Annotated in this window: 20 protein-coding genes; 7 read left to right on the top strand and 13 right to left on the bottom strand. The window is 51.4% G+C overall.

Annotation, left to right across the window (positions count from 1 at the left end; all coding sequences use genetic code 11):
* Window positions 1-43: 43 nt before the first annotated feature.
* On the bottom strand, window positions 44-997 hold the full coding sequence (locus tag H144_RS0109365; RefSeq protein ID WP_019941793.1) for an NAD-dependent epimerase/dehydratase family protein: 954 nt from the start codon (window positions 995-997) through the stop codon (window positions 44-46).
* A gap of 172 nt (window positions 998-1,169) precedes the next feature.
* Between H144_RS0109365 and H144_RS0109360 the strand changes: the two genes are divergently transcribed.
* A complete protein-coding gene (locus H144_RS0109360; RefSeq protein ID WP_019941792.1) occupies window positions 1,170-1,631 on the top strand; it encodes an Lrp/AsnC family transcriptional regulator in 462 nt (153 codons plus the stop codon).
* On the opposite strand, the gene H144_RS0109355 is transcribed toward H144_RS0109360, so the two are convergent.
* Genes H144_RS0109355 through H144_RS0109335 form a run of 5 tightly spaced genes read right to left on the bottom strand, consistent with a single transcriptional unit; the run spans window position 1,628 to window position 9,881 of the window.
* Window positions 1,628-4,024, bottom strand: coding sequence for a hypothetical protein (locus tag H144_RS0109355; protein ID WP_019941791.1), 2,397 nt, complete (start codon window positions 4,022-4,024; stop codon window positions 1,628-1,630). The genes H144_RS0109360 and H144_RS0109355 overlap by 4 nt on opposite strands.
* 25 nt (window positions 4,025-4,049) lie before the next feature.
* Window positions 4,050-5,225 (bottom strand): DUF4249 domain-containing protein, encoded by a 1,176-nt coding sequence (locus H144_RS0109350; protein ID WP_019941790.1) that lies wholly within the window; start codon window positions 5,223-5,225, stop codon window positions 4,050-4,052.
* A gap of 14 nt (window positions 5,226-5,239) precedes the next feature.
* On the bottom strand, window positions 5,240-6,370 hold the full coding sequence (locus H144_RS0109345; protein WP_026350542.1) for a DUF4249 domain-containing protein: 1,131 nt from the start codon (window positions 6,368-6,370) through the stop codon (window positions 5,240-5,242).
* 14 nt (window positions 6,371-6,384) lie between these two features.
* A complete protein-coding gene (locus H144_RS0109340; protein ID WP_019941788.1) occupies window positions 6,385-9,156 on the bottom strand; it encodes a TonB-dependent receptor in 2,772 nt (923 codons plus the stop codon).
* Complete coding sequence (locus H144_RS0109335; RefSeq protein WP_051100082.1) at window positions 9,153-9,881, bottom strand: hypothetical protein; 729 nt, start codon at window positions 9,879-9,881, stop codon at window positions 9,153-9,155. The genes H144_RS0109340 and H144_RS0109335 overlap by 4 nt, the downstream gene beginning before the upstream one ends.
* Before the next feature lie 240 nt (window positions 9,882-10,121).
* Between H144_RS0109335 and H144_RS0109330 the strand changes: the two genes are divergently transcribed.
* Together H144_RS0109330 and H144_RS0109325 are read left to right on the top strand one after the other, a co-directional pair.
* Window positions 10,122-11,183: an NAD-dependent epimerase/dehydratase family protein gene (locus H144_RS0109330; protein WP_019941786.1), complete on the top strand. Its 1,062-nt coding sequence runs from the start codon at window positions 10,122-10,124 to the stop codon at window positions 11,181-11,183.
* 4 nt (window positions 11,184-11,187) lie between these two features.
* Window positions 11,188-12,033, top strand: coding sequence for a hydroxymethylglutaryl-CoA lyase-like TIM-barrel protein (locus H144_RS0109325; protein WP_019941785.1), 846 nt, complete (start codon window positions 11,188-11,190; stop codon window positions 12,031-12,033).
* A 57-nt stretch (window positions 12,034-12,090) separates the two neighbouring features.
* Here H144_RS0109325 and H144_RS0109320 read toward each other — a convergent pair whose 3' ends face one another.
* Window positions 12,091-13,149, bottom strand: a complete 1,059-nt coding sequence (locus H144_RS0109320) for a DUF8457 domain-containing protein (protein ID WP_229207898.1) — start codon at window positions 13,147-13,149, stop codon at window positions 12,091-12,093.
* Between the two features lie 175 nt (window positions 13,150-13,324).
* Here H144_RS0109320 and H144_RS0109315 point away from each other — a divergent pair, with 175 nt between their 5' ends.
* Both H144_RS0109315 and H144_RS0109310 read left to right on the top strand, forming a co-directional pair.
* Window positions 13,325-13,930: a thymidine kinase gene (locus H144_RS0109315; RefSeq protein WP_019941783.1), complete on the top strand. Its 606-nt coding sequence runs from the start codon at window positions 13,325-13,327 to the stop codon at window positions 13,928-13,930.
* Window positions 13,927-14,568 carry an SGNH/GDSL hydrolase family protein gene (locus H144_RS0109310; RefSeq protein WP_019941782.1) on the top strand — a complete coding sequence of 214 codons (642 nt, stop codon included), beginning with the start codon at window positions 13,927-13,929 and terminating at the stop codon, window positions 14,566-14,568. Before H144_RS0109315 ends, H144_RS0109310 begins: the two co-directional genes overlap by 4 nt.
* Window positions 14,569-14,639: 71 nt before the next feature.
* Here H144_RS0109310 and H144_RS0109305 read toward each other — a convergent pair whose 3' ends face one another.
* The gene (locus H144_RS0109305) at window positions 14,640-15,734 is read right to left on the bottom strand and encodes a chorismate mutase (RefSeq protein WP_026350541.1); all 1,095 of its coding nucleotides are present in this window, start codon (window positions 15,732-15,734) and stop codon (window positions 14,640-14,642) included.
* A gap of 188 nt (window positions 15,735-15,922) precedes the next feature.
* On the opposite strand from H144_RS0109305, the gene H144_RS0109300 reads away from it, so the two are divergent.
* Together H144_RS0109300 and H144_RS0109295 are read left to right on the top strand one after the other, a co-directional pair.
* On the top strand, window positions 15,923-17,125 hold the full coding sequence (locus tag H144_RS0109300; RefSeq protein WP_026350540.1) for a proline dehydrogenase family protein: 1,203 nt from the start codon (window positions 15,923-15,925) through the stop codon (window positions 17,123-17,125).
* A 51-nt stretch (window positions 17,126-17,176) separates the two neighbouring features.
* Window positions 17,177-17,956 carry a lipoprotein signal peptidase gene (locus tag H144_RS0109295; RefSeq protein ID WP_019941779.1) on the top strand — a complete coding sequence of 260 codons (780 nt, stop codon included), beginning with the start codon at window positions 17,177-17,179 and terminating at the stop codon, window positions 17,954-17,956.
* Window positions 17,957-17,991: 35 nt separating this feature from the next.
* Here H144_RS0109295 and H144_RS0109290 read toward each other — a convergent pair whose 3' ends face one another.
* The 5 genes from H144_RS0109290 to uppS form a co-directional block, all read right to left on the bottom strand.
* Entirely contained in the window at window positions 17,992-19,590 is a 1,599-nt protein-coding gene (locus tag H144_RS0109290; protein WP_019941778.1) for a hypothetical protein, read from the bottom strand.
* Between the two features lie 277 nt (window positions 19,591-19,867).
* Complete coding sequence (locus H144_RS0109285; RefSeq protein ID WP_019941777.1) at window positions 19,868-20,512, bottom strand: OmpH/Skp family outer membrane protein; 645 nt, start codon at window positions 20,510-20,512, stop codon at window positions 19,868-19,870.
* An 11-nt stretch (window positions 20,513-20,523) separates the two neighbouring features.
* Entirely contained in the window at window positions 20,524-21,159 is a 636-nt protein-coding gene (locus tag H144_RS31645; protein ID WP_033402486.1) for an OmpH/Skp family outer membrane protein, read from the bottom strand.
* A gap of 54 nt (window positions 21,160-21,213) precedes the next feature.
* The gene (bamA, locus tag H144_RS0109275; RefSeq protein ID WP_033402485.1) at window positions 21,214-23,814 is read right to left on the bottom strand and encodes an outer membrane protein assembly factor BamA; all 2,601 of its coding nucleotides are present in this window, start codon (window positions 23,812-23,814) and stop codon (window positions 21,214-21,216) included.
* 6 nt (window positions 23,815-23,820) lie between these two features.
* On the bottom strand, window positions 23,821-24,573 hold the full coding sequence (uppS, locus tag H144_RS0109270; RefSeq protein ID WP_019941774.1) for an undecaprenyl pyrophosphate synthase: 753 nt from the start codon (window positions 24,571-24,573) through the stop codon (window positions 23,821-23,823).
* Window positions 24,574-24,585: the final 12 nt, after the last annotated feature.

The raw sequence follows: 24,585 nt of genomic DNA, 5'->3' as shown, positions 1-24,585 counted from the left end.
TTATGAGTTTAAAATGTACCCTAAACTCATAAACTTTTAACTTTTAGCTCTTCACCAAATGATACTTTTTCCGCAACTCACTGATCATCTCCTCCGTCATCTTATCGAGTGAGTAGGCCGGGCGCCACCCCCAGTCTTTGCGGGCCTGGGCGTCGTCGATTTCCTGCGGCCACGAGTCGGCGATAGCCTGGCGGAAGTCGGGTTTGTAGGTAATGTCAAATCCGGGGATGATCTTTTGAATGCTTTGCGCGATCTCCTGCGGCGAGAAGCTCATGCCCGCGAGGTTATAGGAAGTTCTGACCGATATCTTCTCGGCGGGGGCTTCCATCAGGCGCACGGTAGCGTCCATGGCATCGCTGATGTAAATCATCGGCAATGTGGTTTCGGGTTTCAAAAAGCATTCGAATGCCTCGCCCTTTACTGCCTTATGGTAAATATCGACGGCATAATCGGTAGTGCCGCCGCCCGGCATCGACTGGTGCCCGATAATGCCCGGGTACCGCAGCGATCGGATATCCACGCCATAGCGCTTGAAATAGTAGTTCGACCAATTCTCGCCAGCCGCCTTACTAATGCCGTAAACCGTCGCCGGGTCGAGGTATGACCATTGCTCAGCCAAAGCGTCCACACGATCACCGAAAACGGCAATAGAACTTGGGTAGAAAACCTTGCTCACCCCATTCTCGCGAGCTACTTCGAGCACATTGAAATAGGTTTGCATATTGATCTGCCACGTTCGCAATGGGTCCTGCTCGCCTTTTGCCGAGAGGATGGCGGCCAGATGGTAAATTTGCGTAACGCCATATTTGCGCACGATAGCGGCCACTTCACCCGCATTCGTCGCGTCGAGTTGTTCAAAAATCCCGGTAGGGAATTCGGGCATGCGGATGTCCGTCGCCACAACCTTCCCCAATCCGTAAATTCCCCTCAGATATTCCACCAGAACAGAACCGATCTGCCCGTTTGCTCCTATTACTAAAACGCTGTCCGTTTTCATAAAAAACAACTTTTGGGTAAAGCATAAATCACTCGCAATTTCCCATTTGCGAAAATTATTTTCAACAAATGGTCTGTTTTGCAGGAAACATTACCACACTATTTGATTTTTGAAGCAAAATTTACTTTTTGAAGCCTGAAACAAATGCCCCACCAGTAAATATTATTGCCCCATGGAACAGTTGGACAAAATCGATACCAAAATCCTTCGCATCCTGCAAAAAGACGCAAAAAAAACGACGAAAGAAATCGCGACGATGCTCAACCTCACGGTGTCGCCGGTGTACGAACGGATCAGAAGGCTGGAAAGTCTCGGCTACATTAAGCAATATGTAGCTATTCTCGATAAAAAGCTCATTAACAGGCACGTGACGACCATCTGCCAGGTGTCCATGCGCTACCATAACGAGGCATTTATCGAGAAGTTCGAGCAGGAGATCCAGAACCTGCACGAGGTGCAGGAATGCTACCACATGGCCGGGCAGGTCGATTTTCTGTTGAAAATAAACGTCGCCAGCCTCGACGAGTACCATGATTTTGTGAAGTACAAACTGTCGAAAATCGACAACATAGGCGTGCTCAACAGCACCTTCGTATTGAAGGAGATCAAGCACACCTCGGAGTTCTACATTTAAAGGCTCCGCTTTTTCACGTCGAATGAAACGGTCTGGCTGCCGGCAGTGCCCTCAGGCGTAATGCCCTGGATCACCACCTGGTAGCGGCCCGTCTGGTCGGACGTGTAAAACTCGACCGTCGCTTTGCCGTCCTTGCCCGTCGTTACATTCGGTGCCCAATGCAGCAGGTTACGGAAATCGGCAATGCGACTGTTCGCATTGTTATTGTCGTACCTTGGCGCGTAAAACTCGCGCTGCGCCTGCACGCCCTCATAAGGCATGACGAGCACTTTCGGATCGAGCTCGAAGCCGCCCAGGTCGCCGCGGTAAGTCGAGAAGCTGACGATGCCGGTAAATGTCATTGGCCCCAGAAAGTAGCGCGAGCTCAACAGTTCGATCTTCTTGATTTTCAATGGGTCCATTTCAATGATCTTGTCCGCATCGAATACCGGGATACCGTCCAGGAGCATCAGCGGGTCTGTCGTATAATAGGTGTTCGGGACGAGCTTATCGATCATCCGCAGGTGGAATTCCTTCTGTCGGCGGCGCACCAGTACGCCTTTAACATATTCCCGAAGCACTTCTTCCATCGTTGGGAAGCGGGTGAAATCGTCGAGGAAATACTTCTCGTCGGGCATACCGAAGAACGGCAGCGAGTCGGTGAGGACGGCTTTCTTTTCCGCATAAACGCGTGGCAGGAATGCATTGGCCGTCTGCATGTTGATCGACCGCGTCAGCAGCTGGTTTTCCAGGGCTTTGTCGAAATAAAAGTTCGGAACACCGTTGGTAGAGAACTGTTTCGAGAACGGATTGGCCACTTCGAAACGGTAGGTCGTATCGTTGGCAAGGTCGGTTTGGAGCGTAATCTCTTTCGGGCCGGTAAACTGCCGCACCTCGAATTTCACCCGGCCGTTCTCATCGCTCCGGTCTACATACAGACGTGCCGGCACGTCGAGCGTACCCAGGAATGCGTCCTTATTTTTGGCAGGCGTTCCATCGGCCTTGTTGAGCAGGCGCGCGTGGATGAAATGCCCGTCATATTCCGGCAAATGCTCGAACGAAACGAGCTGCCCCCCGAAAACCTTGTCCCATTTCAAGCGTCGCCAGCCGTGGGTGAGCATCAGGTTGTCGAGCTGCCGGTCGGTGTCCTTATTGGCACTGCTAAAATAATAACCCGGGTTTTCGATATTGCCTTTCAGGTCGGCGGTCAGCCACAAATAGCTGTGAATGTCCTGCTGGGGCTGGTATTGGATCGAGTCGTCGAGGTATACCGCTACCGACAGGCTGCTCCACGCGGGCAATGCCTGCCCGAGCCCCGCGGTCACATTCATCGACACTTTTTCCCGCGTGGTAAAGGATTTCCCTACCTGCGCGTCGATCGTCAGCTGCTTTTCCGGGCGTTTGAAATACAGCCTTTCGCAGACCGGTTTCAGCTTTTCGTTGAAGATCGTGATCTGCGAAACCCCCTCTCCCATTTTAGCCTTTTCCAGGACAAATACAGCCTTACCGCCGCCTATCGCCTTTTTTCCAAAGAATGCATTCGCCTGGCGCGTGTGCGTGAGCATATACACATTCCCCGGGCCGTCGGCGTCCACCTTGGCCGTAACCGTTACCTTCACGAGCGCCGCCGTCGAATCCTTCACTTCCATCACAAACCCCTGCGGCTCTACTTTCGGGAATTCATATTCGAAGCGTTTGCCCTTACCGTCGGTAATGGCGGCTTTGTAAACCGCATTTCCTTCCGGTTTGAAGCTGAAATAGCCGATACCGTTCATTTCCGGTTCGAACTCGCGGACGGTTTCGTTCTGCTGGTTGAGCAGGGCGCCTTTGAATTTGATCCCTTTTCCATCCACACCCACGGCACGGAATGCGACTTTGCTTTCAATGCCATTCACCAGATGCCCGCCCTCCGGGAAAAACTGGACGTCATAGCGCGTCTCTTCTTTCGAAGCTTTGTCGGGGTCGAAGCGCACGAACGGGTTCAGAATGGAAATATTGGTTTCAAAATAACTGTCGGCGGAGAAATTCTTCATCCAGCTGGTATAGCAACGGACTTTGTATTTCCCGCTCACGAGCGTCGACGGTACCAGCGCCGAACCATTGCCGCGGCCATCCACCATCGAAAATTTGGTTTGCAATACGGCATTGTTTTCACTGTCGAGCACTTCCAGGTAGCCGACCTTGCTCAGGTCGAGAAAGCGGTGCGTTGCGCCATTGAGGTTATAGGCTTTGAACCAGATCGTTTCCCCTACGAGGTAAAACGGCCTGTCGATGTGCACGTACATTTTTTCCTGCACGGCCCGCTCGGTGTAAAGCCCGAAACGTTGCTGCATGGAAGCCATCATGGCATCGTCCTGCGCGCAGGCAGGCGCAGCCAATGTCAGCAAGCCGTAAATTAATGTCCTGATTTTCATTGTATATTTTCAGACAATCGGATAATCATTGATCCCAAAATGCGGGTTTCTTCGTTGTTCCGCCCTGCGAACGGCAGTCGGCACACGACTCGGACGTACCGAGGTAACCGCTCTTGGGCAGGCCGTCGTAATAGTAAAGTAATACCGCCGCGCCTTCTAAGGCATCTTTAAAAGTAAGCGTATCAGGCGCCGAGCACCGCGGGTAAGCTCCCAGCCGCTCGCGGATAAATATGCGTTTCTTCTGCTCCTGCGCCGCACTGAAATAGCCGAATACCAGCTCTTTCGCGTCGCTTTTGCTGTGGATATTGCCCGTCACCTGCGATGGCTGCGGATCGAAAAGGCTACCGGTTCCCTGGGTCGTCTTGGCCAGGTCCGTCCAGTATTCGAATGCCTCGCGCGAGAGGCCATATTGTTTCAAAAGAATGGTATACCCGAAATACAGCTTGTTAGTACCAATATCGACAATGTTGATCGGCAGGTCCCTGATAATATCCTGGCTGAGCTTGATCGTCGAGCCGAGCTTGATATCCTTCGACTGCAATGTGCGCCAGCATACATTGATATTCTCGTTTCGCGGAACGATCGTCCGGTTGGGGATATCGCGCGTGAGGCTGGAATAGTAGGCCATGCGGTACTCGTATGTTTCCTCGAAATTCCATTTGTAAAAACGCGTCGCATTGGTGGCGTCGTGGGTGTTTACATAAATCATCATGGCATTGCGGCCCTCGTCCACGCGGTAAGTAATGCTGTCGATCGGCGGCGTTTTGCTTACTATCACGTAATCCGATTCGTATTCGCTCCCGCTGAGGCGTTTGATCCGCAGACGGTATTTTTTGTTCTGGTCAAATGCGGCAGGAGGCAGCTTGTACGAGCCATTGCCCATGTCCCTGAATGCATAGCTTTCGCCGTTCTCGGCATCCACCGTAATGCTGGCACCCGATTCTTTTTCGACCGTCTTGTTGTCGTTCGTGGCCTGTGTGTGGCTCAAAAGAATGGTACTCGTATCGCCATTTACATTCAAAAAGCCGTCCACGACCAGGTACGTATCGGGATTACTCACTTCGGGTGGCGAAAACGGTTCAATGCAGCTGTTCACAACCAGCCCGATGCCCAGCAGTATCCCGAACGCCGCCCATTTCCCCTTCGATTTCCGGAGGGTATGATCTGGTTTTCCGATGAAGTTTAATTTATTCACAATCATTCACAGCTAATTCATTACCAATAAGAAGGTCTCTGCGTGGTACCACCCAGAACGCGGCAGTCCGTGCAGGATTCGGCGGCTACCAGAACAGAATCCGAACGCGGCCCCCAATAGGTCAGGAGCAGCTTCGTGGTGTTGAGCGCGCATTCGTCGGCATCACGCGCGGAGCAGCGGATCGGGATCGTGTCCGGTTCGGTACAGCGCGGGAACATTCCGAGGCGCGGCGACACGGTCAACCGGCGGGTTTCCTCGGTAGCCGCGCTGAAATAGCCGAAAGCCAGGATGCGCGGATCGGCCGTATTGCGGATATTGCCGGTCACCTGCGAGGGCAACACATCAAAAAGGCTCCCGGTACCCTGCGTGGTTTTCGCCAGGTCGGTCCAGTATTCGAACGCTTGCCGCGAAAGGCCGTACTGCTTCACGAGGATGCTGTATTTGATATAAAGCTTGTTCGTCGAAATGGGCACTCGGTTAAGCGGCAGGTCTTTGATCACGTCGGCACTGAGCTTAATGGTGCTTCCGAGCAGAATGCTTCCCGAACGCATGCTCCCCCAGCATTTGTTGATGTTTTCGGGCCGGATTACCACCGAATCGTTCCGCACCATCAGGGCCGAGTAATAAGCCATTTCATACTCCCATGTTTCTTCGAATTTCCAGCGGTAAAACTGTGTCTTGCTCTGTGAATCGTGGGTGTTGACGTAAAAAACCGCCGCATCCAGCACCGGATCGACTTTGTAGGTGACACTGTCGATCGCCGGCGTAATGCTCACGGCCACATATTCCGAGAGGTATTCCTGCCCGTCCTTCGTTTTCACGCGCAGCCGGTATTTCCCGGCGCGGTTATACTGCCTTGGGGCCAGGATATAAAGGCCCGAACCCTTTTCGGTCAAGGCGAACGTTTCGCCGTTTTCTTCCTCCACAGCCAGCTGGGCGCCTGTTTCGATGACGGGCATCGTGTTTGCATTCACATTCTGCGTCCGCCGGAGCTCGATCCGCGTCGAATCGGTGCCGCCTACGTTCAGAAACCCGTCGATCACCAGGTACCCTTCGTCCGAATTGGTTTCGGGTGGAGAAAACGGTTCGACGCAACTGTCGACAATCAGCAGCAATACAAAAAAGCCTATTTTCAATAACCAATATCTCATTGTATACCGCCCGTTTAAAATCTGAAATTGTAGGTAACAGTCGGGATCGGCTGGCCGAAGATCGACAGCTGGTAGCCATTCACCCTGCCGCCGACGGTCTGGAAATATACCGACGTCGGGTTTTTCCTTCCCAGCACGTTGTAGACCGCAAGCGTCCACGAGCTGTGCGCAAGCTTTTTGATCCGGTGGTTACCTTCGATGTTCATCGCGACGTCCGTCCGGTAATAATCCGGGATGCGGTATTGGTTGCGGTCGGCGTAATACACCCTTTGCGAGCCGTCGATCACGTATTTACCGATCGGCGGCGTGTAGGGCCGGCCCGTGCTGTACGTAAAGTTGAATGAGAAGCTGAAACGGTGCGAGAACCGGTAATTGGAAATCAATGTAAAATCGTGCGGCTTGTCGTAGTTGCTTGGATAGAAGTTACCCTTGTTCGGCGCATCCGGCGAGTCACGGTCGACCGCGCGCAGGAGCGTGCGTGCATAGGTATACCCGAGCCAGCCGTTCAGTTTGCCCGTCATTTTCTTGATCATGAATTCCACGCCGTAAGCCTTCGCTTTGGTATTGATCACCGCCGCTTCGATGTTGTGGTTCATGATTAGCGAGTCGCCGCCTTTATAATCGAGGAAATTGCGGATGTTTTTGTAATAACCTTCGAGCGATACCTCGATTTTGTTACCCCGGAAATTCCGGTACAAACCCAGTGAAAGCTGGTCGCCGATCTGCGGTTTGATGTACGGATCGCTGAGCTTCCAGATATCGGTCGGCGAAACGGTCATCGTGTTCGTTAGCAGGTGAATGTACTGCCGCAGCGTGTTGTAGCTCACTTTGAGCGACAGGTTATCGAACAGGCTGTACCGCACCGAAGCCCGGTATTCCGGCCCGCCATAGGATTTGATCTTCTTGCCCGACTTGTATTCCTGCACGCCTTCCTGGTAAATGTAGTCGATCGGGAAGCCCGACAGGTAGGTATTCACGGTTTTAGGCCCCAAATACTGGAAAAACGACCAGCGCAAACCTCCTGAAATCGACAACCTGGGGCTTACCTCCCATTTGTCTTCCAGGTACAACGCATTTTCCGTCGCCTGCTCCGCTTCCAGTTCATCGGCCAGGATCAGCGATTCGGTGCCCCGCGGTTTGAATGAGCCGGGGTGCAGTTTATAGTAAATGGTACTTAATCCAAATTCCAATGTGTGCTTCGGATGCAGCACGTAGCTGAAATCTGTCTTAAAATTGGATTGGTTAATATCGAATTTCAGATCGAAAGAGTTGAGCGGCAACCCTTCCGCTTCCATCGAATACTGGTATTTGGTGTGTGCGGCGGTGAACATGCCATAGAGCCGCGAGTTGAACGTGTGCTTCCATTTAATGGAGCCCAGACGGTTTTGGTAGGCATATAATGTATCGCCGTAGAGCTTGAAACGGTCGTCGCTCACGTAGCCGGTCAGCGAGAGGCTGTTTTTCTCGTTGATTTCATAGTTCAAATGCAGGTTTACATCGTAGAAATTGGCCGAGCTGCGGTTATAATTCTCATTATCCAATGCCCTGATCACCCAGTTGGAGTACGTGGAGCGCCCGCCGAGGAGGAACGATGCCTTGTCTTTCACGAGCGGCCCTTCCAATGTAACCCGGCCCGTCACCAGACCGATACCGCCCGAAGCCACGAATTTCTTCTTGTTACCGTCACGGCTGTTAATATCCAGCACCGAAGCGAGCCGGCCGCCGAACCGGGCCGGGATCGTGCTTTTGTACAATTCTACATCTTTCAGCACATCGGGGTTGAAGGCCGAGAAGAACCCGAAAAGGTGCGACGGGTTATAGATTACCGCATCATTATACTGGATCAGGTTCTGGTCCACCGAGCCGCCGCGTACGTTCAGACCGGTGCTGTTTTCACCCACCGACTTGATACCGGGCAATGTCAGCACGGTACGCAGAAGGTCCGTTTCGCCGAAAACCGTCGGTACCTGTTTGAGGTTCTTGATGGTGAGTTTGACGGTACCCATTTGCGTACCTACCACGTTTTTGTCCATCCCGGCCTTCACCGACACTTCTTTCAACGCGATCACACTTTCGCGCATTTCAACGTCGAGCTTGCCGTCGGAATAGAGCACCACCTGTCGCTGGGTTTCGCGCATACCCGTGCTCCTGATGCGCACGATCTGCTTCCCGCGCGGGATCGTGAGCGCATATTGCCCGAGTGCGTCCGTGGTGACGCCGATGGACGGCGAGGTGATGAACACCGCCGCGCCGATCACCGGCTCCCCGGTTACGGCATTCCTGACGTACCCGGTTATCGTGGAGTTGCCCGGCGCGATGCGGTACTTCCGAATGCCTATTTCGTGCACCTTGCTCTCGGCCGTGGACAGCAGCTTTTCCTTGGCGTCGCTTTCCGGCCCTGCATATTGAATGGAATCGCTTTCCCCCGCCTGCTCGGGATTGAACAGGCCCGGCGTAAGCTGGGTGATAATTTTCTGGCCCTGGGTAATGTAAATGTGTTTCTGGCCGTCGATGGCGTATTCGAACTCTGAGCCGCGGAACACCTGGTCGAGCACTTCGCGCAGCGAGAGGTTGTTCACATTGAGGTCGAGTGTGAGGCTATCGAACCGCGATGCGTCGTAGTAGAAGTAATAGCCGGTTTGCGCCTCCACCTGCTTCACAAACTGGTCGAACCGCGCCGAATCCAGCTTCATCGTGATCTTTTTCTCGGGCGCATTCTGGCCGTGCGAAAATTGGGTGGTAAAAAGGCAGCAAATAAAAAGGGTTAGGGATAAAAGTATTTTCATCTGGCTAGTTCGTCGTAGGTTTCGACCATTTTCGCAATGGCCATTTCACGGTTTTTACGGAATTTGATCTTATTCTCCCGCAGTACCCTGCGTAATTCCCGTTTGTGGTCCGGAAAGAGTTCCAGCGCCGACTTCTTCGTGTGCACCGGGTGGTAACGCCCATCCTTAAACACATAGAAAAAGTTCTTTTGGGGATAGTAGGCGATCACTCGTTTCTCAACGATTTTTTCCTGCCGCGACTTGGTCCGTCGCACAATGGTACGCGACTTGCCGCCGTAAATGACATCATAAAACCCGGTCCGCATTTGCGGGTTAATATCCTTGCCCGATTCCAGCCTTGCGAAATGGTGGTTGTCAATAATGAACGAGTCGACCTTGACGGTTTGCAAAAGCACGTGGTCGCCATTGAAATGCCGGATCACGAGCTCATCCTTGAAAATATCGTAGAGCATCGGGATGCTGTCGAACTGCTGGCCGTCGTACAGTACCATTCCATTGAGCCAGCGGCGTTGCTCGAAAAACTGGTGTTCCTCCATGCGCGCGTCGTACACGTAATACTGGCGGCCATTATAAAGATTCTGGGAAATGGAGGTCGCATTTTTGTACAGGGAAACGGGGTATGCAGCCACGTCCCGGGCCGACGAGGCCTCGGCAAGCGCGCCCTGGGCATACGATTTCCCCGACAATAAGGCACAAAGAAATAATGCAGTGGTAAAAATACGCATCTACGCAGTTTATTTTAATTCAATACGTTTAAAGGATATCCAAATGCTGCAGTACCGGGGCTTGTACTTTTAGAAGTGAACATAAGTTACATACTTCAAATGTAAATTAAATATTTTATTCGATTAATTCAGTAAAATCACAAAAGAATGAAATGCTATTTATCTAATGCATAGGCGCCGGTTCCCCCGAATCCCCTAACTTTGGCCTTTTATAGGTACCACACATTTCACTTACCTTCTATGAAAATCCTGATCACCGGTGGAGCCGGTTTCGTTGGCTCTTCGCTGGCCATAGCCTTGAAAACTAACTATCCAGATTACCAGGTTTACGCGCTCGACAACCTCAAAAGAAGGGGTTCCGAACTGAATATCCCCCGTCTGAAAAAGGCCGGCGTGGAGTTCGTGCATGGCGATATCCGTAACAAGGAAGACTTCGACGCCATTCCGGCCGTCGATACGGTAATCGAAGCTTCGGCTGAACCATCGGTACTGGCCGGCCTCGACGGCACGCCCGATTATCTGATCAATACCAACCTCGTCGGGACGGTCAACTGCCTCAATTATGCATTGAAACACAAAGCCGGTTTTATTTTCCTTTCCACGAGCCGCGTGTACCCGATCAAGACGATCGAGACATTGAATTTCGTCGAAGAAGAAACCCGTTTCGCCTTGTCGGACGAACAGCCTGTGCCGGGCGTTTCTTCCAAAGGGATCGGTGAGGATTTCCCGCTGAACGGCGCCCGCTCGCTTTACGGCACCACAAAACTAGCTTCCGAATTGATCATTCAGGAATATAATGAGTTTTATAATCTCAAAACGGTCATCAACCGCTGCGGCGTGATCACCGGCCCGTGGCAAATGGGCAAGGTAGACCAGGGCGTAATGGTACTCTGGATCGCGAAGCATTATTTCGAACAACAACTCGGCTACTTCGGGTACGGCGGTACGGGCAAGCAAATCCGCGACATGCTCCACGTGGCCGACCTGTACAACCTGATCGACTGGCAGCTGCATAACCTCGACAAGGTGGATGGTGAAATCCTGAATGCCGGCGGCGGCCTCCAAAGCAGCGCTTCATTACAGGAACTGACCAAAATCTGCCAGGAAGTGACTGGAAAAACAATCCCGATCAAAGTCGTTCCCGAAAACCGGACGGCGGATATTCGCTTGTACGTAACGGATAACACGAAGGTTACGGCATTAACAGGCTGGGAACCTAAAATTGGCATTCGCCAGATCGTGGAAGAGATCACGGCATGGCTCGGCGAGAACGAAGCCGACCTCGCACCGATTTTAAAATAATACCATGAAACTCATCGAATGCCCCCGCGATGCCTGGCAAGGCTTTCATCCCTTCATTCCTTCGGAGGTGAAGCTGGAATACCTCAACCAGTTGCTCCGCGTGGGCTTCGATACCATCGATTTCGGCAGCTTCGTATCGCCGAAGTCGATGCCGCAAATGCGGGATACCGGGTGGATTACCGAGCGGCTGGACCTTTCCGGGACCAATACCGGCTTGCTCGCCATTGTTGCCAACGAGCGGGGAGCGGCCGATGCCTGCGCATTCGAACAGATCGGCTACCTGGGTTACCCGTTCTCGATTTCAGAGACATTCCAAATTCGCAATACGCAGGCAGGCATTGCCGAGTCGTTCGATCGGGTCAAACGCATGGCCGATTTGTGCAAAGCTCATAAAAAGGAACTGGTCATTTACATTTCGATGGGCTTTGGAAACCCTTACGGCGATCCGTGGGCACCGGAGATTGTGATGGAATGGGTCGAAAAACTGTCGAAACTGGGTGTCAACACTTTCTCTCTCGCTGATACCGTAGGCGTAGCACGCACGGGCGATATTGCGTGGCTGTTCAGCGGGCTCATCCCCACTTATCCCGAACTCGAATTCGGGGCGCATTTTCACACCCGCCCGGACGACTGGCGCGTGAAAGTGGAAGCGGCTTACAATGCAGGCTGCCGCCGGTTCGACGGTGCATTGCTTGGGTACGGGGGCTGCCCGATGGCGCAGGACGACCTCGTTGGTAATATGACCACCGAACGGCTGGTCGAATTTGCCAAAGAACAAAAAGAGCTGCTCACCCTCGACGCCAACGAGCTGCAAAAGGCGCATACGATGTTTCAGCAGATCGTCGGATAAGCAAAATGCGCCGGAAGTTTCCCCCCGGCGCATCGGATCAGTATTTGAAACACTTTGTTAAGCAAATTTACGCTTCACGATCGCGAGTAATGCGGTAACCGCCTCGCCATTCACATCCCAGGCATATTTGGAAGCATACCGATGCCAGATCAGGTTTTCGGCTTCTTCAAAACTTTTCACGCGGTCGAGCTCGTAAATCGCTTTGTCGAAATGTTCGCTGTTGCGGTCGAAAAGCTGATTAACGAACATGAAACGCTGGCCCAGCGGAATGCTGCCGGCGATATTCTCCACTTTCACGGACACGCTGCCGTACGATTTATCGTCCGTAGGCTTGGGCAAATCCACTTTAAACCGGTTATTGAGCGAATCCCGTTCCGCGCTCGGCTGTGCATTCGCCTTCGCGACGATCTCGCTGATGACCGCCGATGCCGGTTCCGCGCGGGGCGCCTGTGGCCTTGCCGTGCCCGGTTCCAGCTGGCTGAATGCCGAATCGAAGAACGATTCGTGCTTATGCGGCTGCTGAGGCTGCTGCGTTTGCGCAGCAGATTTGTCGGCTTCCTGGATTCTCAGTTCGCTGATGTTCATCGGGAACACTTCTGCGAATTGTACCAAATGTTGCTCGATATCATCGATCAGATCGGCATTGTCCTTGAATTCGTACAACCAGCTCACGGCTTGCGTCTGATACACCGAGTCGGAACCGCTGTCGGTAAGGCGGCCAAGTAATGCTTCGGCTACACCGCGGTGGATGTGGGTATATTTGACGAGCTGTTCGGCCTTTTCGTGCGTAAACTCGGCGTCGGGCACAGCCCTGATCTTGTCTTCGAAATAATTGGCAGGGGTGAGCAGTAGTTTCAACGACTCCTTCACCGAGTCGGACAACAGGGGTTCGAGGTCGGCGCGCTTCACGGCAATATGCTGCGAGGCGGTGTTCATAAACTCTTCCAATGCGCTTTTTACTTCATCATTGGAAAAATCAAAGTAAGGGCTGCGAAACGCTGCGGCATTGTTTTTCCATTCTTCGAACAGGCGGTTGAGGATACCCAGGTTGACCTGTCTTACGGGTGTCAGTTTTAATAATCCGGCACCGGTAACGACGTCCTGCGACCTGTACACTTCGTTCAAAACTGTTGTTGTGAACCGTGCTGAGTACTGGTTGAGTGCGATTGAATTCAGATTATCCGGCATAACGAATAAGCGCTTTTGGTAACGTAGTGTTGGGAAAAATATGTTTGATTTGTAAATATAAAATAAAAATCGACCTTTCAATGGGTCGGTTGGGCACCAAAGTATGTTTGTAGAACCATCTCACAGAAGAGAATTTCAAAATCCCCGCACCGGCTGGATCGAAGTGATTTGCGGCTCGATGTTTTCCGGTAAGACCGAGGAATTGATCCGCAGGCTCAACCGCGCCAAAATTGCCCGGCAAAAAATACAGATCTTCAAACCTGCGCTTGATAAACGATACCACGAAGAGAACATTGTTTCTCATAATGACAATTCGATCCCGTCGATACCCGTACAATCATCCCAACAAATATCGGACCTGGCGCAAAATTGCGAGGTGGTAGGCCTCGACGAAGCCCAGTTTTTCGATGAAGGTATCGTGGACGTGTGCGACCGGCTGGCCAATTCGGGCAAGCGCGTGATCGTCGCCGGCCTGGATATGGATTACATGGGAAAACCGTTCGGCTGCGTGCCGCAGCTCATGGCCATTGCCGAATATGTGACCAAGGTCCACGCAGTATGCATGGTGTGCGGGGAAGTGGCTTCGCATTCCTACCGCCTTTCGTCATCGAATGAGCGTGTGCTGCTCGGCGAAACGGATTTGTACGAAGCGCGCTGCCGCAGGTGCTTCAACCTGGGCGAAAAAGCGCACGAACTGTTTTCAAAATGAGTAAACAAACGTGGCTGATCGTCTCGCTGGCATTGAATGCCGTCCTGATCGCGGCGTTTTTTCTATTCGGCTACATTTATCGCGATAAAATCGCTCAGCGTTTTGTGCAAATGAAAGGTAACCCGACGATCGTCATGTACGGCAATTCCATTACGGCGCAAGGCAAGTGGGTGGAGCTGCTGGGCCGGACCGACGTGATGAACAATGGCCTGCCGGGCCTGACTACCTATCATTTTCTGAAACTCATCCGATCGCATGTCATCGACCTGCATCCGAAGGTTTGCTTCATTAAGGGCGGGATTAACGACATTACCGTCGGCGTAGCGCAGGAGCGCATTCAGGCTAATTTCAAAACCATGCTTGAAATGCTGGTTCAAGACGGCATTACGCCTGTGGTGACGCTGACAGTTTACGAACAGAACGACCCTTCAAGCAAAAAGGAAGTCGATGCATTGAACGCATTCCTCGTTTCTTTTTGTACCCAAAACAACATTAGCTACATTGACCTGAACCACTACATTTCGAACGCTACCGGCCTGCGCGCGGAGTATGCCGTCGACAAAACGCATTTGAATACCAAAGCCTACGAGATCTGGGCACGGGAAATCAGCCGGGTATTGGAGGAGAAGGGTATTTGAAATGCGATTGATATTAAACAGCGAAAGCCGCCCATTGCTGAGCGGCTTTCGTTGTTTATAAGCTGTTCCGATTACGCGCTTACCTGGTTCATCACCTCGGTTTGCTTGCGGATCGACTCCATGTGAACGAGTTTGAACAATTCGTCCACCAGGTTTGGATACAGATTCAGGCTGCGGCCCCATCCAGCGCGGGTTTCCAGTACTTCACGGAAACGGTCAACCTGGTAAGCGGCTACGTTGTTATCGCGTTTGTACTCGGCCAGTTTCTCAACCAATGCCATACGGTTTGCCAGAGTTTCGAGCAATTCGCGGTCGAGGTTATCGATTTTGCCACGGATAATTTCCAGTTGTGAGGCGTAGTCGCTGCCGTAAGACTCTTTACGAACGTGCAGGTCGTGCAGCATTTGTCCCAAAGCAGCAGGTGTAAGCTGTTGTGCAGCGTCGGACCATGCTTTGTCCGGATCGCGGTGTGATTCGATGATCAGACCATCGTAGTGCAGGTCAAGCGCGCGCTGAGCGATTTCGTACAGGTATGCACGCTTTCCAGCCATGTGGCTAGGGTCACCGATTACCGGCAATTGAGGGAAAATCGTTTTCAATTCGATCGCGATATTCCACATGGGCGAGTTACGGAATTTGTGCTCCTGTGCGTTAGAGAAACCGCGGTGGATCGCACCGAGTTTTTTCACGCCGGCCTGGTTCAGACGTTCCAGGGCTCCTACCCACAGTTGCAGGTCGGGGTTCACAGGGTTTTTAACCAATACAGGTACATCAATTCCTTTCAATGCATCGGCAAGCTCCTGTACGTTGAATGGGTTCACGGTAGTACGTGCACCAACCCAAAGGATATCCACGCCATATTTCAATGCCAGTTCGATATGCTGAGGCGTAGCAACTTCCACAGCCACAGGCAGGCCTGTCTGCTGTTTCACCGCTTGCAACCATGGCAAAGCAGCCTCTCCCATGCCTTCAAAGCTGCCTGGACGAGTTCTCGGTTTCCACACCCCTGCACGGATTACGTGCGCAAATCCTTCCTCTTTGATCTGGGTTGCGGTTTCTAACATTTGTTCCTCGGTCTCTGCGCTGCAAGGCCCGGCGATTACCAAAGGCTTTCCTTCGGTATTGATCCAACTGCTGAGCGGTAGGATATCTAAAGAAGCATTCATACTCAAAAACTTGTCCTTGATAAAAAATTGATAATTGTAATATTTTGATCCGGTATTATGCGTATTTCTTCGATTGCCCGTACATTTGGTGCCGTAAAAGTCAATCAACTTCTTAATGCGTATTACTTTCTTCCTGTGGTTCGATAATGAATTGTTAAACAGTTACTCAGGAAAAACGTACATCCAAAATGGCATATCCGTCACCAAACGACCAAATACCTGTATTTTTTGAAGATACTTCCGTCGCATTCGCATCCAAATCAGACGCTAAACTGAGGAAGACATACTGGTTATTCAGCCTTATGAATCAGGCTCGAGTCGTAAATTTAGGCACTTTTTTTATAAAGCTTGCGCTAAAACTTAACTTACCTATAAAAAATCTCATCCGGGTCACGATTTTTGAACAATTCTGTGGCGGTGAGACAATTAACGACTGCGACACGACCATCGCTTCTTTGCGCCAGTCGGGCATTGGCACGATACTGGATTATTCCGTTGAAGGAGAAGATAAAGAAGCCAGTTTCGACGCCACCACGGCCGAAATCCTCCACACGATCGACAAAGCCGCCGGCTCCGACACCATTCCGTTCTCCGTATTTAAAGTGACGGGCGTGGCTTCTTCCGACCTCCTCGAAAGGGTACAGCGCAAGGATGAGCTCTCGGAAGAAGAATCGGCCGCGTACGAACGGGCCCGTGAGCGCGTGCAACGCCTGTGTGCACACGCACATGCGAAGAACGTCCGGATTTTCATCGACGCCGAAGAAAGCTGGATACAGGGGGTAATCGACGAGCTGGCCTATGAAATGATGCAGCAGTTCAACCGCGACCATGCGATCGTGTACAATACCTACCAGCTCTACCGCCATGAAACGCTCGAAGCATTAAAAACCGCTTTCCTGAATGCGCGTCAGAAAGGCTATTACCTCGGCGGCAAGCTCGTGCGCGGCGCTTACATGGAAAAAGAAAGGTTGCGCGCCCGCGAACAGGAGTATTTCAACCCCATTCACACCTCCAAAGAAGCGACGGATACCGATTACAACCTCGCCATCGACTTCTGCCTCGACCGCATTGAATACGTCTCGATCTGCCTCGGGACGCATAACGAATACAGCTCGCAGTACTGCGCTACGAAAATGCAAAAGCTCGGCATCGGGCGTAATGACGCCCGTATCTGGTTCGCGCAGCTGCTTGGTATGAGCGATAATATCTCCTACAACCTTGCCAAAGCCGGTTATAATGTGGCAAAATATGTACCCTACGGCCCTATCGATGCCGTGCTGCCGTACCTGATCCGCAGGGCCGAGGAAAACACTTCCATCGCCGGCCAGAGCAGCCGCGAGTTTTTGTTAGTTAAAAGCGAATTGAAGAGAAGAGGAATCGGTTCTTTATAAGTAAGTTATTACTTTCGCATTCCTAAAATTGACCATTGTATTAAAAACCGAATGAACCAATCCAGAAATCCAGCTCCCTACCTTCTTTTAAGCGTACTACTGATCGGGATCGACCAGGCTTCCAAATTGCTGGTTCATCATTATATGCAACCCGGCTTTTCAGGACAGATAGCGCTCATCGGGGATTGGTTGAAACTGCATTATGTGTTGAACCCGGGCATGGCTTTCGGCATGCAGCTCGGGCACGAATACGGTAAGTTGTTCCTGACATTGTTCCGCCTTGTGGCGATGGTCGCGATCGGCGGTTATATGATCCACCTCGCCAAAGCGGGCGCTTCCAAAGGCTTGCTTTGGGCCCTGGCGATGATCCTGGCCGGCGCGGTGGGGAATGTGATTGACAGTACGTTTTACGGCGTCCTGCTCGACAATGCACCGTACGGCTCGCCTACCCCGTGGTTTCACGGCCAGGTCATCGATATGATCTTCGTCGATTTCTGGGAAGGCTTCATTCCCGACTGGGTACCCGTATGGGGCGGCCAGTATTATTCGACGCCGATATTCAACATCGCCGATTCCTGTATTTTCCTGGGCGTTTGCAGCATATTGATCTTCCAGGGCAGCTTCCATTCGCATGGGACCGAGCCGGAAGGGGAGAAAAGGGAAGAAGGGGAGGAAAGGGAGAAAAGGGAGGAGGAAATTCCCGGGTTTCAGGGTTCTTCTGAAAATGAGCCTACCAGTGGTGATGTGTACATCGAGCCGCGGCGTCAGGATGACATTTCTACTCCCAGCACTGCATCGCAGGAAGAGGATGAAAATAAAAAAGAGAGCTAATTGCTCTCTTTTTTGCTATCTGGCTTTGTTGTTGATCAATTCTCGTCTTTGGTATAAGGGACGAAATCCTTGAATGTTTTCTTAATAGCCGAATCCGTCGCTTCCTTCTTATTTTCCCAGTTGGCGTCGAGCTCCAATGCCACAAGACCGCTCAGGTTCATTAATGTTTTGAATTCGTCGAGCTTTCTGATAAAATCGCCCTGGCGACGGGCCGATTTCTGGCCCCATTCGCGCGCAAACACATCGCCCTTGTTCTGCAATTCATTTTTCTTCTGCATGACGTAGTTGAAACGGTCGAGCAAGCCGTTCACCGACTTTCCGATTACCTCCGTCGCTTCCAATGTACCAACGGTCGCTACCGTCGTACCTCCTATCGTCGTGATGTAACCGCGGGCCTCAGGCTCCTTCGCAATTACCGGTGCAAGACCAGTGGTGGCACCTAACGAAGCATTCAGCAAAGACCTGCTTCGCTTGCCCTTCTTGGCACGGGTATAAGCCCTTTTCAACTGTCCTTCCTTTTCGGTCATTTGTTCAATAAGGCCCCAGGCATTCACCAATGCCCCTCTGTACAGGTTATATACATACGTGTCGCGCAGGCTTTCATCGACGGTGTTTTTAATCACAAATTTCACCGTACGTTCCTTCTTGTTCTGCGCCTTGTCCAATACGTAAAAAGTAATATTAAAAGCGAGCGTATCAAACGGGTCCTTCACGAAGTCGTAACCGGGCTCCCAGATAAATTCATAGCTGGTAGGCGTGTTCTTGACAAGTGCATCCTGAGGAACTTTTTTGTTCTCGGAGATGAAATTGAATGCCGTAATATCATCCTCGCCATTCGGGTCGGATAAGGTAAAGCGGAGGTTAATGCGGTTGTTCTCGGCGCTACGGATGACGGACTGCTGCGGGATAATGGTAAAATCCGGCGCGAGGTCCATTTGCGTAATGTCGAGCTTCAAGCGTCCTTTCGTCCGCGCCTTGGAAGGCTGGTCTTCGACATAAAACTCCATGTAGCGCGGGCCTTTTTTGAGAATGCCGAACTGCGTCACCGACGGGTCCCACGTAATTTCGCCGGCTGCCGACAGTTTCATCCCTTCCGGCATTTCTTCCAGAATGGGTACGAACACGATCGGGTCACCATCGGGGTCGCGCACGGCGCCCATGTCGATCTTGTACACATTCTGCGTCTTGTACTGTACGTAGAATGGTTGCAGCTCGTCGACCTGCGGCGGCCGGTTAACATGATTTACTTTAAAAACGACTTCGCGCGATGCGCTTTCGCCGGCATTGTTCTGCGCTTCGAATACGATCGGGAACGATTTAGTCGTGTTGATCCTATCGGCGACGTCGAATCCCGGCGTCCATATGAAGTGGCCTGTCGAATCAAATTTCATATCTTTTGCCAGGCCACTCGCCACTGAATATCTTACCGAATCGCTCCTTCCGCCTTTGGTTTGTAAATGAAAGTTGATCTCCTTGCCTTCGTACAGCACGTTCCATTCGGCTTCCGTAGGGAACACCAGCTGTAACGGGCCCGTTGAGGTTTTGTCCTTCATATTATCCTGCCCCTGCACCCTCAATGCAAAAAAAACGGGTATCAGAAGTATCAGTATTTTATGAATTTTTCTGGTTAGCATGACATCGAAAATATAATTAATTCCATGGGTGAAAGAATACTTTGATCTTAACGCAAAACTACTAAATCCTGTATAGAAAGCCCTGTGATTAGTTGCAAATTTGAAACGCGTGAAAACATCGTTACGCGCAAAAAATCAGTTTGTACTTTTCAAATAAAGCTTCTGAGAGGGTTTATGATTAAAGCAAGTCCAAAGCCTTTCCGCGCTCAAAGCAAAAACCGGAGCGCAATCCTTTTATAGACTGCGCTCCGGTTTTTAAAGTTCACTAATTACCTTATTATTTTTTCTTTGGGGTTGTTGCCGGAGCCGTTGCAGGAGTAGTAGCTGGCTTGGTAGCCGGTGTAGTGGCTGCCGGTGCTGCTGCTTCTACTTTGTCAGGGTCAACACCCAGTTTACGCAAGATCAGGTTCGTTGCATTGTTTTCTTCCGATGCTGCGAAAAGGATGATTGGCGTTGTACCTGCACCTGCGTCCATGTTCAGGATGTACAGGAAGCCGCTTTCTTTACCTACTTCCTGGATCGCGTTGTTCACTTTCGTCAGGATAGGTTCGAGCAATTGCTGTTGCTTGGTTTGCAGGGAAGTCTGCGCGTTGGCACGCATTTCTTCGATGCGGGTCGAAAGGCTTTGCAACTCTTTCTCTTTGTCGGCGCGGATCACGTCGGTCATGTTGGCACCATTTTTCTGGTATGCCTCGTATTTCTCCTGAGCCTCTTTATAGGTCTCCCCGATAGCCTTGTCCAGCTGCGCTTTGGTTACTTCCAGCTGGTTCTGCATTACTTTGGCTTCTGGCAGTTTGCCGATTATATAGTCAACATTGGTGTAACCGATTTTAGTAGGCCCGCCTGCCGGGGTTGTCTGGGCTAAGAGAGGGGTGGTGATTATGGTCATCACGACCAGAATAGCCATCAGTTTTTGTTTCATTGCTTTGTTACTTATTTAAGTTTACTGGTTGTACTTTTTTGTTTTGGTGAGTTTTGCGCAGGTGCGGCTGGTTGCTGCTGGGCCGGTTGCTCTACCTTGCCCGATTTATCGTTCCCTCCGGCTTTGTTCGCTTTCGGGTCAATTCCCAATTCCTCCATCACATAATCCGAATAGTCGTGCTTGGGATTGGTATAAAGCATGCCTACGTCGCTGGATTTATCAAACATAAAGTCGAGACGGCGTTGGCTGCAAACTTTGGTCACTGCGCGTTGTACCTTTTCAAGTACCGGCTTCATGAGTTCCTTCTTCTTCTGGAACATCAATCCTTCCATGCCGAAGATCTTGCTGTTATAGGCGCCCGCTTCGAGTTCCTTTTCCTTGATTTCGTTCTGCCGCTTCCTTTTCAGGTCGTCGGTGAGCAGGATTTCCTCGGCCATATAAGCACGCTGCATCCGGTCGATTTCAGCAAACTTGTCCTCTATTTCCTTCGCCCATTTGTCGGAGAATTTCTTCATCTCCACCTGGGCGGCCTGGTATTCGGGCATTTTACTGGTGATGAATTCCATGTCCGTATACCCGATCTTCTGGGCATATAGTGCTGAACTGCATAGAATTGACAAAACTAGTAAAATAAAGATGTTCTTCATGCCAAGCTGCTAATATAATTTGCAAACCTCTTAACGAATACCCCGGCCATAATATTATCTGATCTGCTGGCCGATTGTGAAGTGGAACTGCGGACCGCTTCGGGTTGTCGATCCCTGGATCTTGTCGAAACCGTAACCCCAGTCGATACCGAGCAAGCCGAATGCCGGCATGAAAATCCTTGCTCCCACACCCGCCGAGCGTTTCAGGTCGAATGGATTGAACTCACTGTAACTTCCCCAGTTGTTACCGCCTTCCGCGAAACCAAGGACGAAGATCGTCGCCTGCGGGTTCAGCGATACAGGGTAGCGAAGTTCCATTACATATTTGTTATAAACAATACCTCCACCCGACGCAGGATAACCGTTAGCCGCCAATGGGCCTACTTTCTGGTCCTGGTAACCGCGCAAACCGATGATGTCCTGGTCCGCCAGCGAGAATGTACCCTGTCCTGCCAACCCCGAACCTCCGAGGATGAAGCGTCCGAACGGGCTATATCCGACCTTGTCTCCGTACGCACCCAGGAAACCCATGTGCGCGCGGGTGCTTAACACCAGCTTGCCTGCGATGGTCGCATAGTAGCTCGCATCAAACATCCATTTGTGGTATTCCACCCAACGATAAGTGTCGGTTTTGTCGGTAAAATCTTTTTTACGGAACACCGAGTACGGCGGCGTGAAAGTGGCGCTCAATGAAATGTTGCTACCGCTTCTCGGGAATTGGAAATCGCTTAGCGTGTTCCGCGAGATGGTTGTATTGAATGAGATATTATTCGAAACACCCTTGCTGTATCCGATACGGAAAATGTCGAGGCTGTCGAGGCGGTAGCGCTGATACGACAGCGAGTGCGTCATCACGAGGTTCCGGTCCGGCTCTTTCAGACGGCGGCCGAGCGAGAGCGTGATACCATTGTTATAATAACCTCCGCGGTAGCTGACACGTCCTCCGCCTCCGCTTGTGTTATAACCATAGTAGGAGCTCAAATCCGTCATACGGTAAACGGTGCGCTGGAACGACACCCCGAAGTTAATCGGCTTTTTACCGCCGAGCCACGGTTCGCTGAATGAAAGCGAATAGGTCTGATATTGCTTACCGTTGGCCTGGAAGCGCAGCGACAATTTCTGCCCGTCGCCCGAAGGCAATGGACGCCATGTTTCCCTGTTCGGAATATTCTTAATGGAGAAGTTATTGAAAACCAATCCCAATGTTCCCACAAAACCGATGTAGCCGCCCCAACCACCGGAAAGCTCGATCTGGTCGGATGGCTTTTCTTCCACGGTATATTCAATATCCACCGTACCATCTTGCTGGTTAGGGATCGGGTTGATCTGGATTTTCTCGGGATCGAAGTAACCCATTTGCGATAACTGGCGCTGGGTATTGATGATCTCCGTCTTGCTGAATTTCTGTCCCGGCAATGTAAACAACTCCCGCAATACCACGCGGTCGCTGGTTTTGGTGTTACCGTTCAGCAAAATGCGGTTGATTGTCGCCTGCTTACCTTCGAACATACGGAGTTCGACGTCGATAGAGTCGCCTTCAACGGCTTTCTCGGTAGGATCGATGTGGAAATACAGGTAACCGTCGTCCATGTAAATGGAGCTTACGTCGGAGCCGGGAATACCGTTGATCTTCTTATCGAGTTCTTCCGGGTTGTACACATCACCCTTCTTCACACCCAGGCGCTCGCTCAGGTATGCGGATGTGTACAGGTAGTTACCGGACCATGTGATGTCGCGGTAATAATATTTCCGGCCTTCATCGATTTTCATGTCGATGCTGATCGTCTCGTCGCCGTTTCTAATGGTATCGAATTCGATCGTCGCGTCGCGGTAACCGTTTTTCCGGTAGTAGGCGATGAGTTTTTCCTTATCCTCGTCGTATTTTTTAGGAATGTATTTGGAAGGGTTAAAAAGGCGGCCAATGCGACGCTGCTTGGTACCTTTCATCTTGCGTTTGAGCGTTTTGTCGCTGATCGCCGTGTTCCCTTCGATATTGATTTTCTGGATCTTAACCTTCTTGCCTTTGGTAATGCCGAAGTTCAGTGTAGCCTGGCCGCGGGTCGAGTCGGGGATTTGGAGGACTTTTACCTTTGTATTGTAAAAACCTTTATCCTGGTAATATTTCTTGATGACCAGCTGGGTGTTCTTGATGATCGTCGGCGTGATCACGCGGCCTTTGATCAGCTTCACCTTATCGTTCAGCGTTTCGCGTTCACCCTTACGGATACCCGAGAAGGATACTTTGTAAAGCCTCGGACGCTCCTTAATATGGATGTTGAGCCAGACTTTCTCTCCTTCGATCTTGGTCGCCATGATTTCCACATCATCGAGCGTACCGAAATCCATCATTTTCTTGATAGACGACGTCACGGCAGGCCCGGGAATGCGGATCTTGTCGCCGGGTTTGAGGCCCGAAATGGAGATCATGGAATTGGGGTCCAGGAACTGCGTTCCCGATACGGTCACCTCAGCAATCGTGTATTCTTTGGGATTGGCGGGATCGATACCCAGGTTCGCCGCGGGAGCAGCCGTCGGTTTTGCACCGCCAAGGCCTACACGCTGCGCCTGTACGGACATGCAGCAACACAGAAGGAATAATGCTGAAAGACCTTTGAGATGTGCTAATGTTTTATTCAAATTTTTCACTGGGTTCATATAATTCTACTTAGCACCATTCGCTTTGATTTGTTCACCCGTTTTGCCGAAACGTCTTTCCCGGTTCTGGAAAGAAAGAATCGCTTCGTACAAATGCTCCCGGCGGAAGTCGGGCCAGAAAAGATCTTCATAAAAATACAATTCAGAATATGCCAGTTGCCATAGCAGGAAGTTACTGATCCGATGGTCGCCGCCGGTACGGAGCATCAGGTCCACATCGGGCCTGTGACCTGTCGACAAGTTGGCGGCAATTACTTCCTCATTCACTTCTTCGGGCAGCAAAATACCGTTGCGAACGTCTTCGGCTACTTTGCGCGTTGCTTGTGTAATGTCCCACTTACCGCTGTAACCTAATGCGAGGATGAGATTCAGGCCGGAATTGTTGCGTGTCTGCTCGATGGCTTTTCCCAGTTGGTTCTGGCAGCTGCGCGGCAGGCTTGCCGTATCGCCGATCGTGTCGAGCTTCACATTGTTTTTCATCATGGTCGGCAGCTCGTTTCCGATGGATTGCACGAGCAACTCCATCAGCGCCCTGACCTCGAACTCGGGACGGGCCCAGTTTTCCGTTGAAAAAGCATACAATGTCAGGAACGATACCCCGAGCTCCGCACAACCTTCCGTCACTTCCCTCACTGCCTTGATCGCATTGCGATGGCCAAACACACGCGCGGCTCCCTGGTTCTGGGCCCATCTTCCGTTACCGTCCATGATAACGGCGATGTGTTTTGGCAGATTGCCCGTATCAATGAGCTCCTTCATTACTCCTGACTC

Origin of the sequence: Dyadobacter beijingensis DSM 21582 (assembly GCF_000382205.1) — a bacterium.
Taxonomy (GTDB): Bacteria; Bacteroidota; Bacteroidia; order Cytophagales; family Spirosomataceae; genus Dyadobacter; species Dyadobacter beijingensis.
Note: the sequence above shows the minus strand (reverse complement) of the source record. Positions and strands in the feature narration are given on the sequence as shown.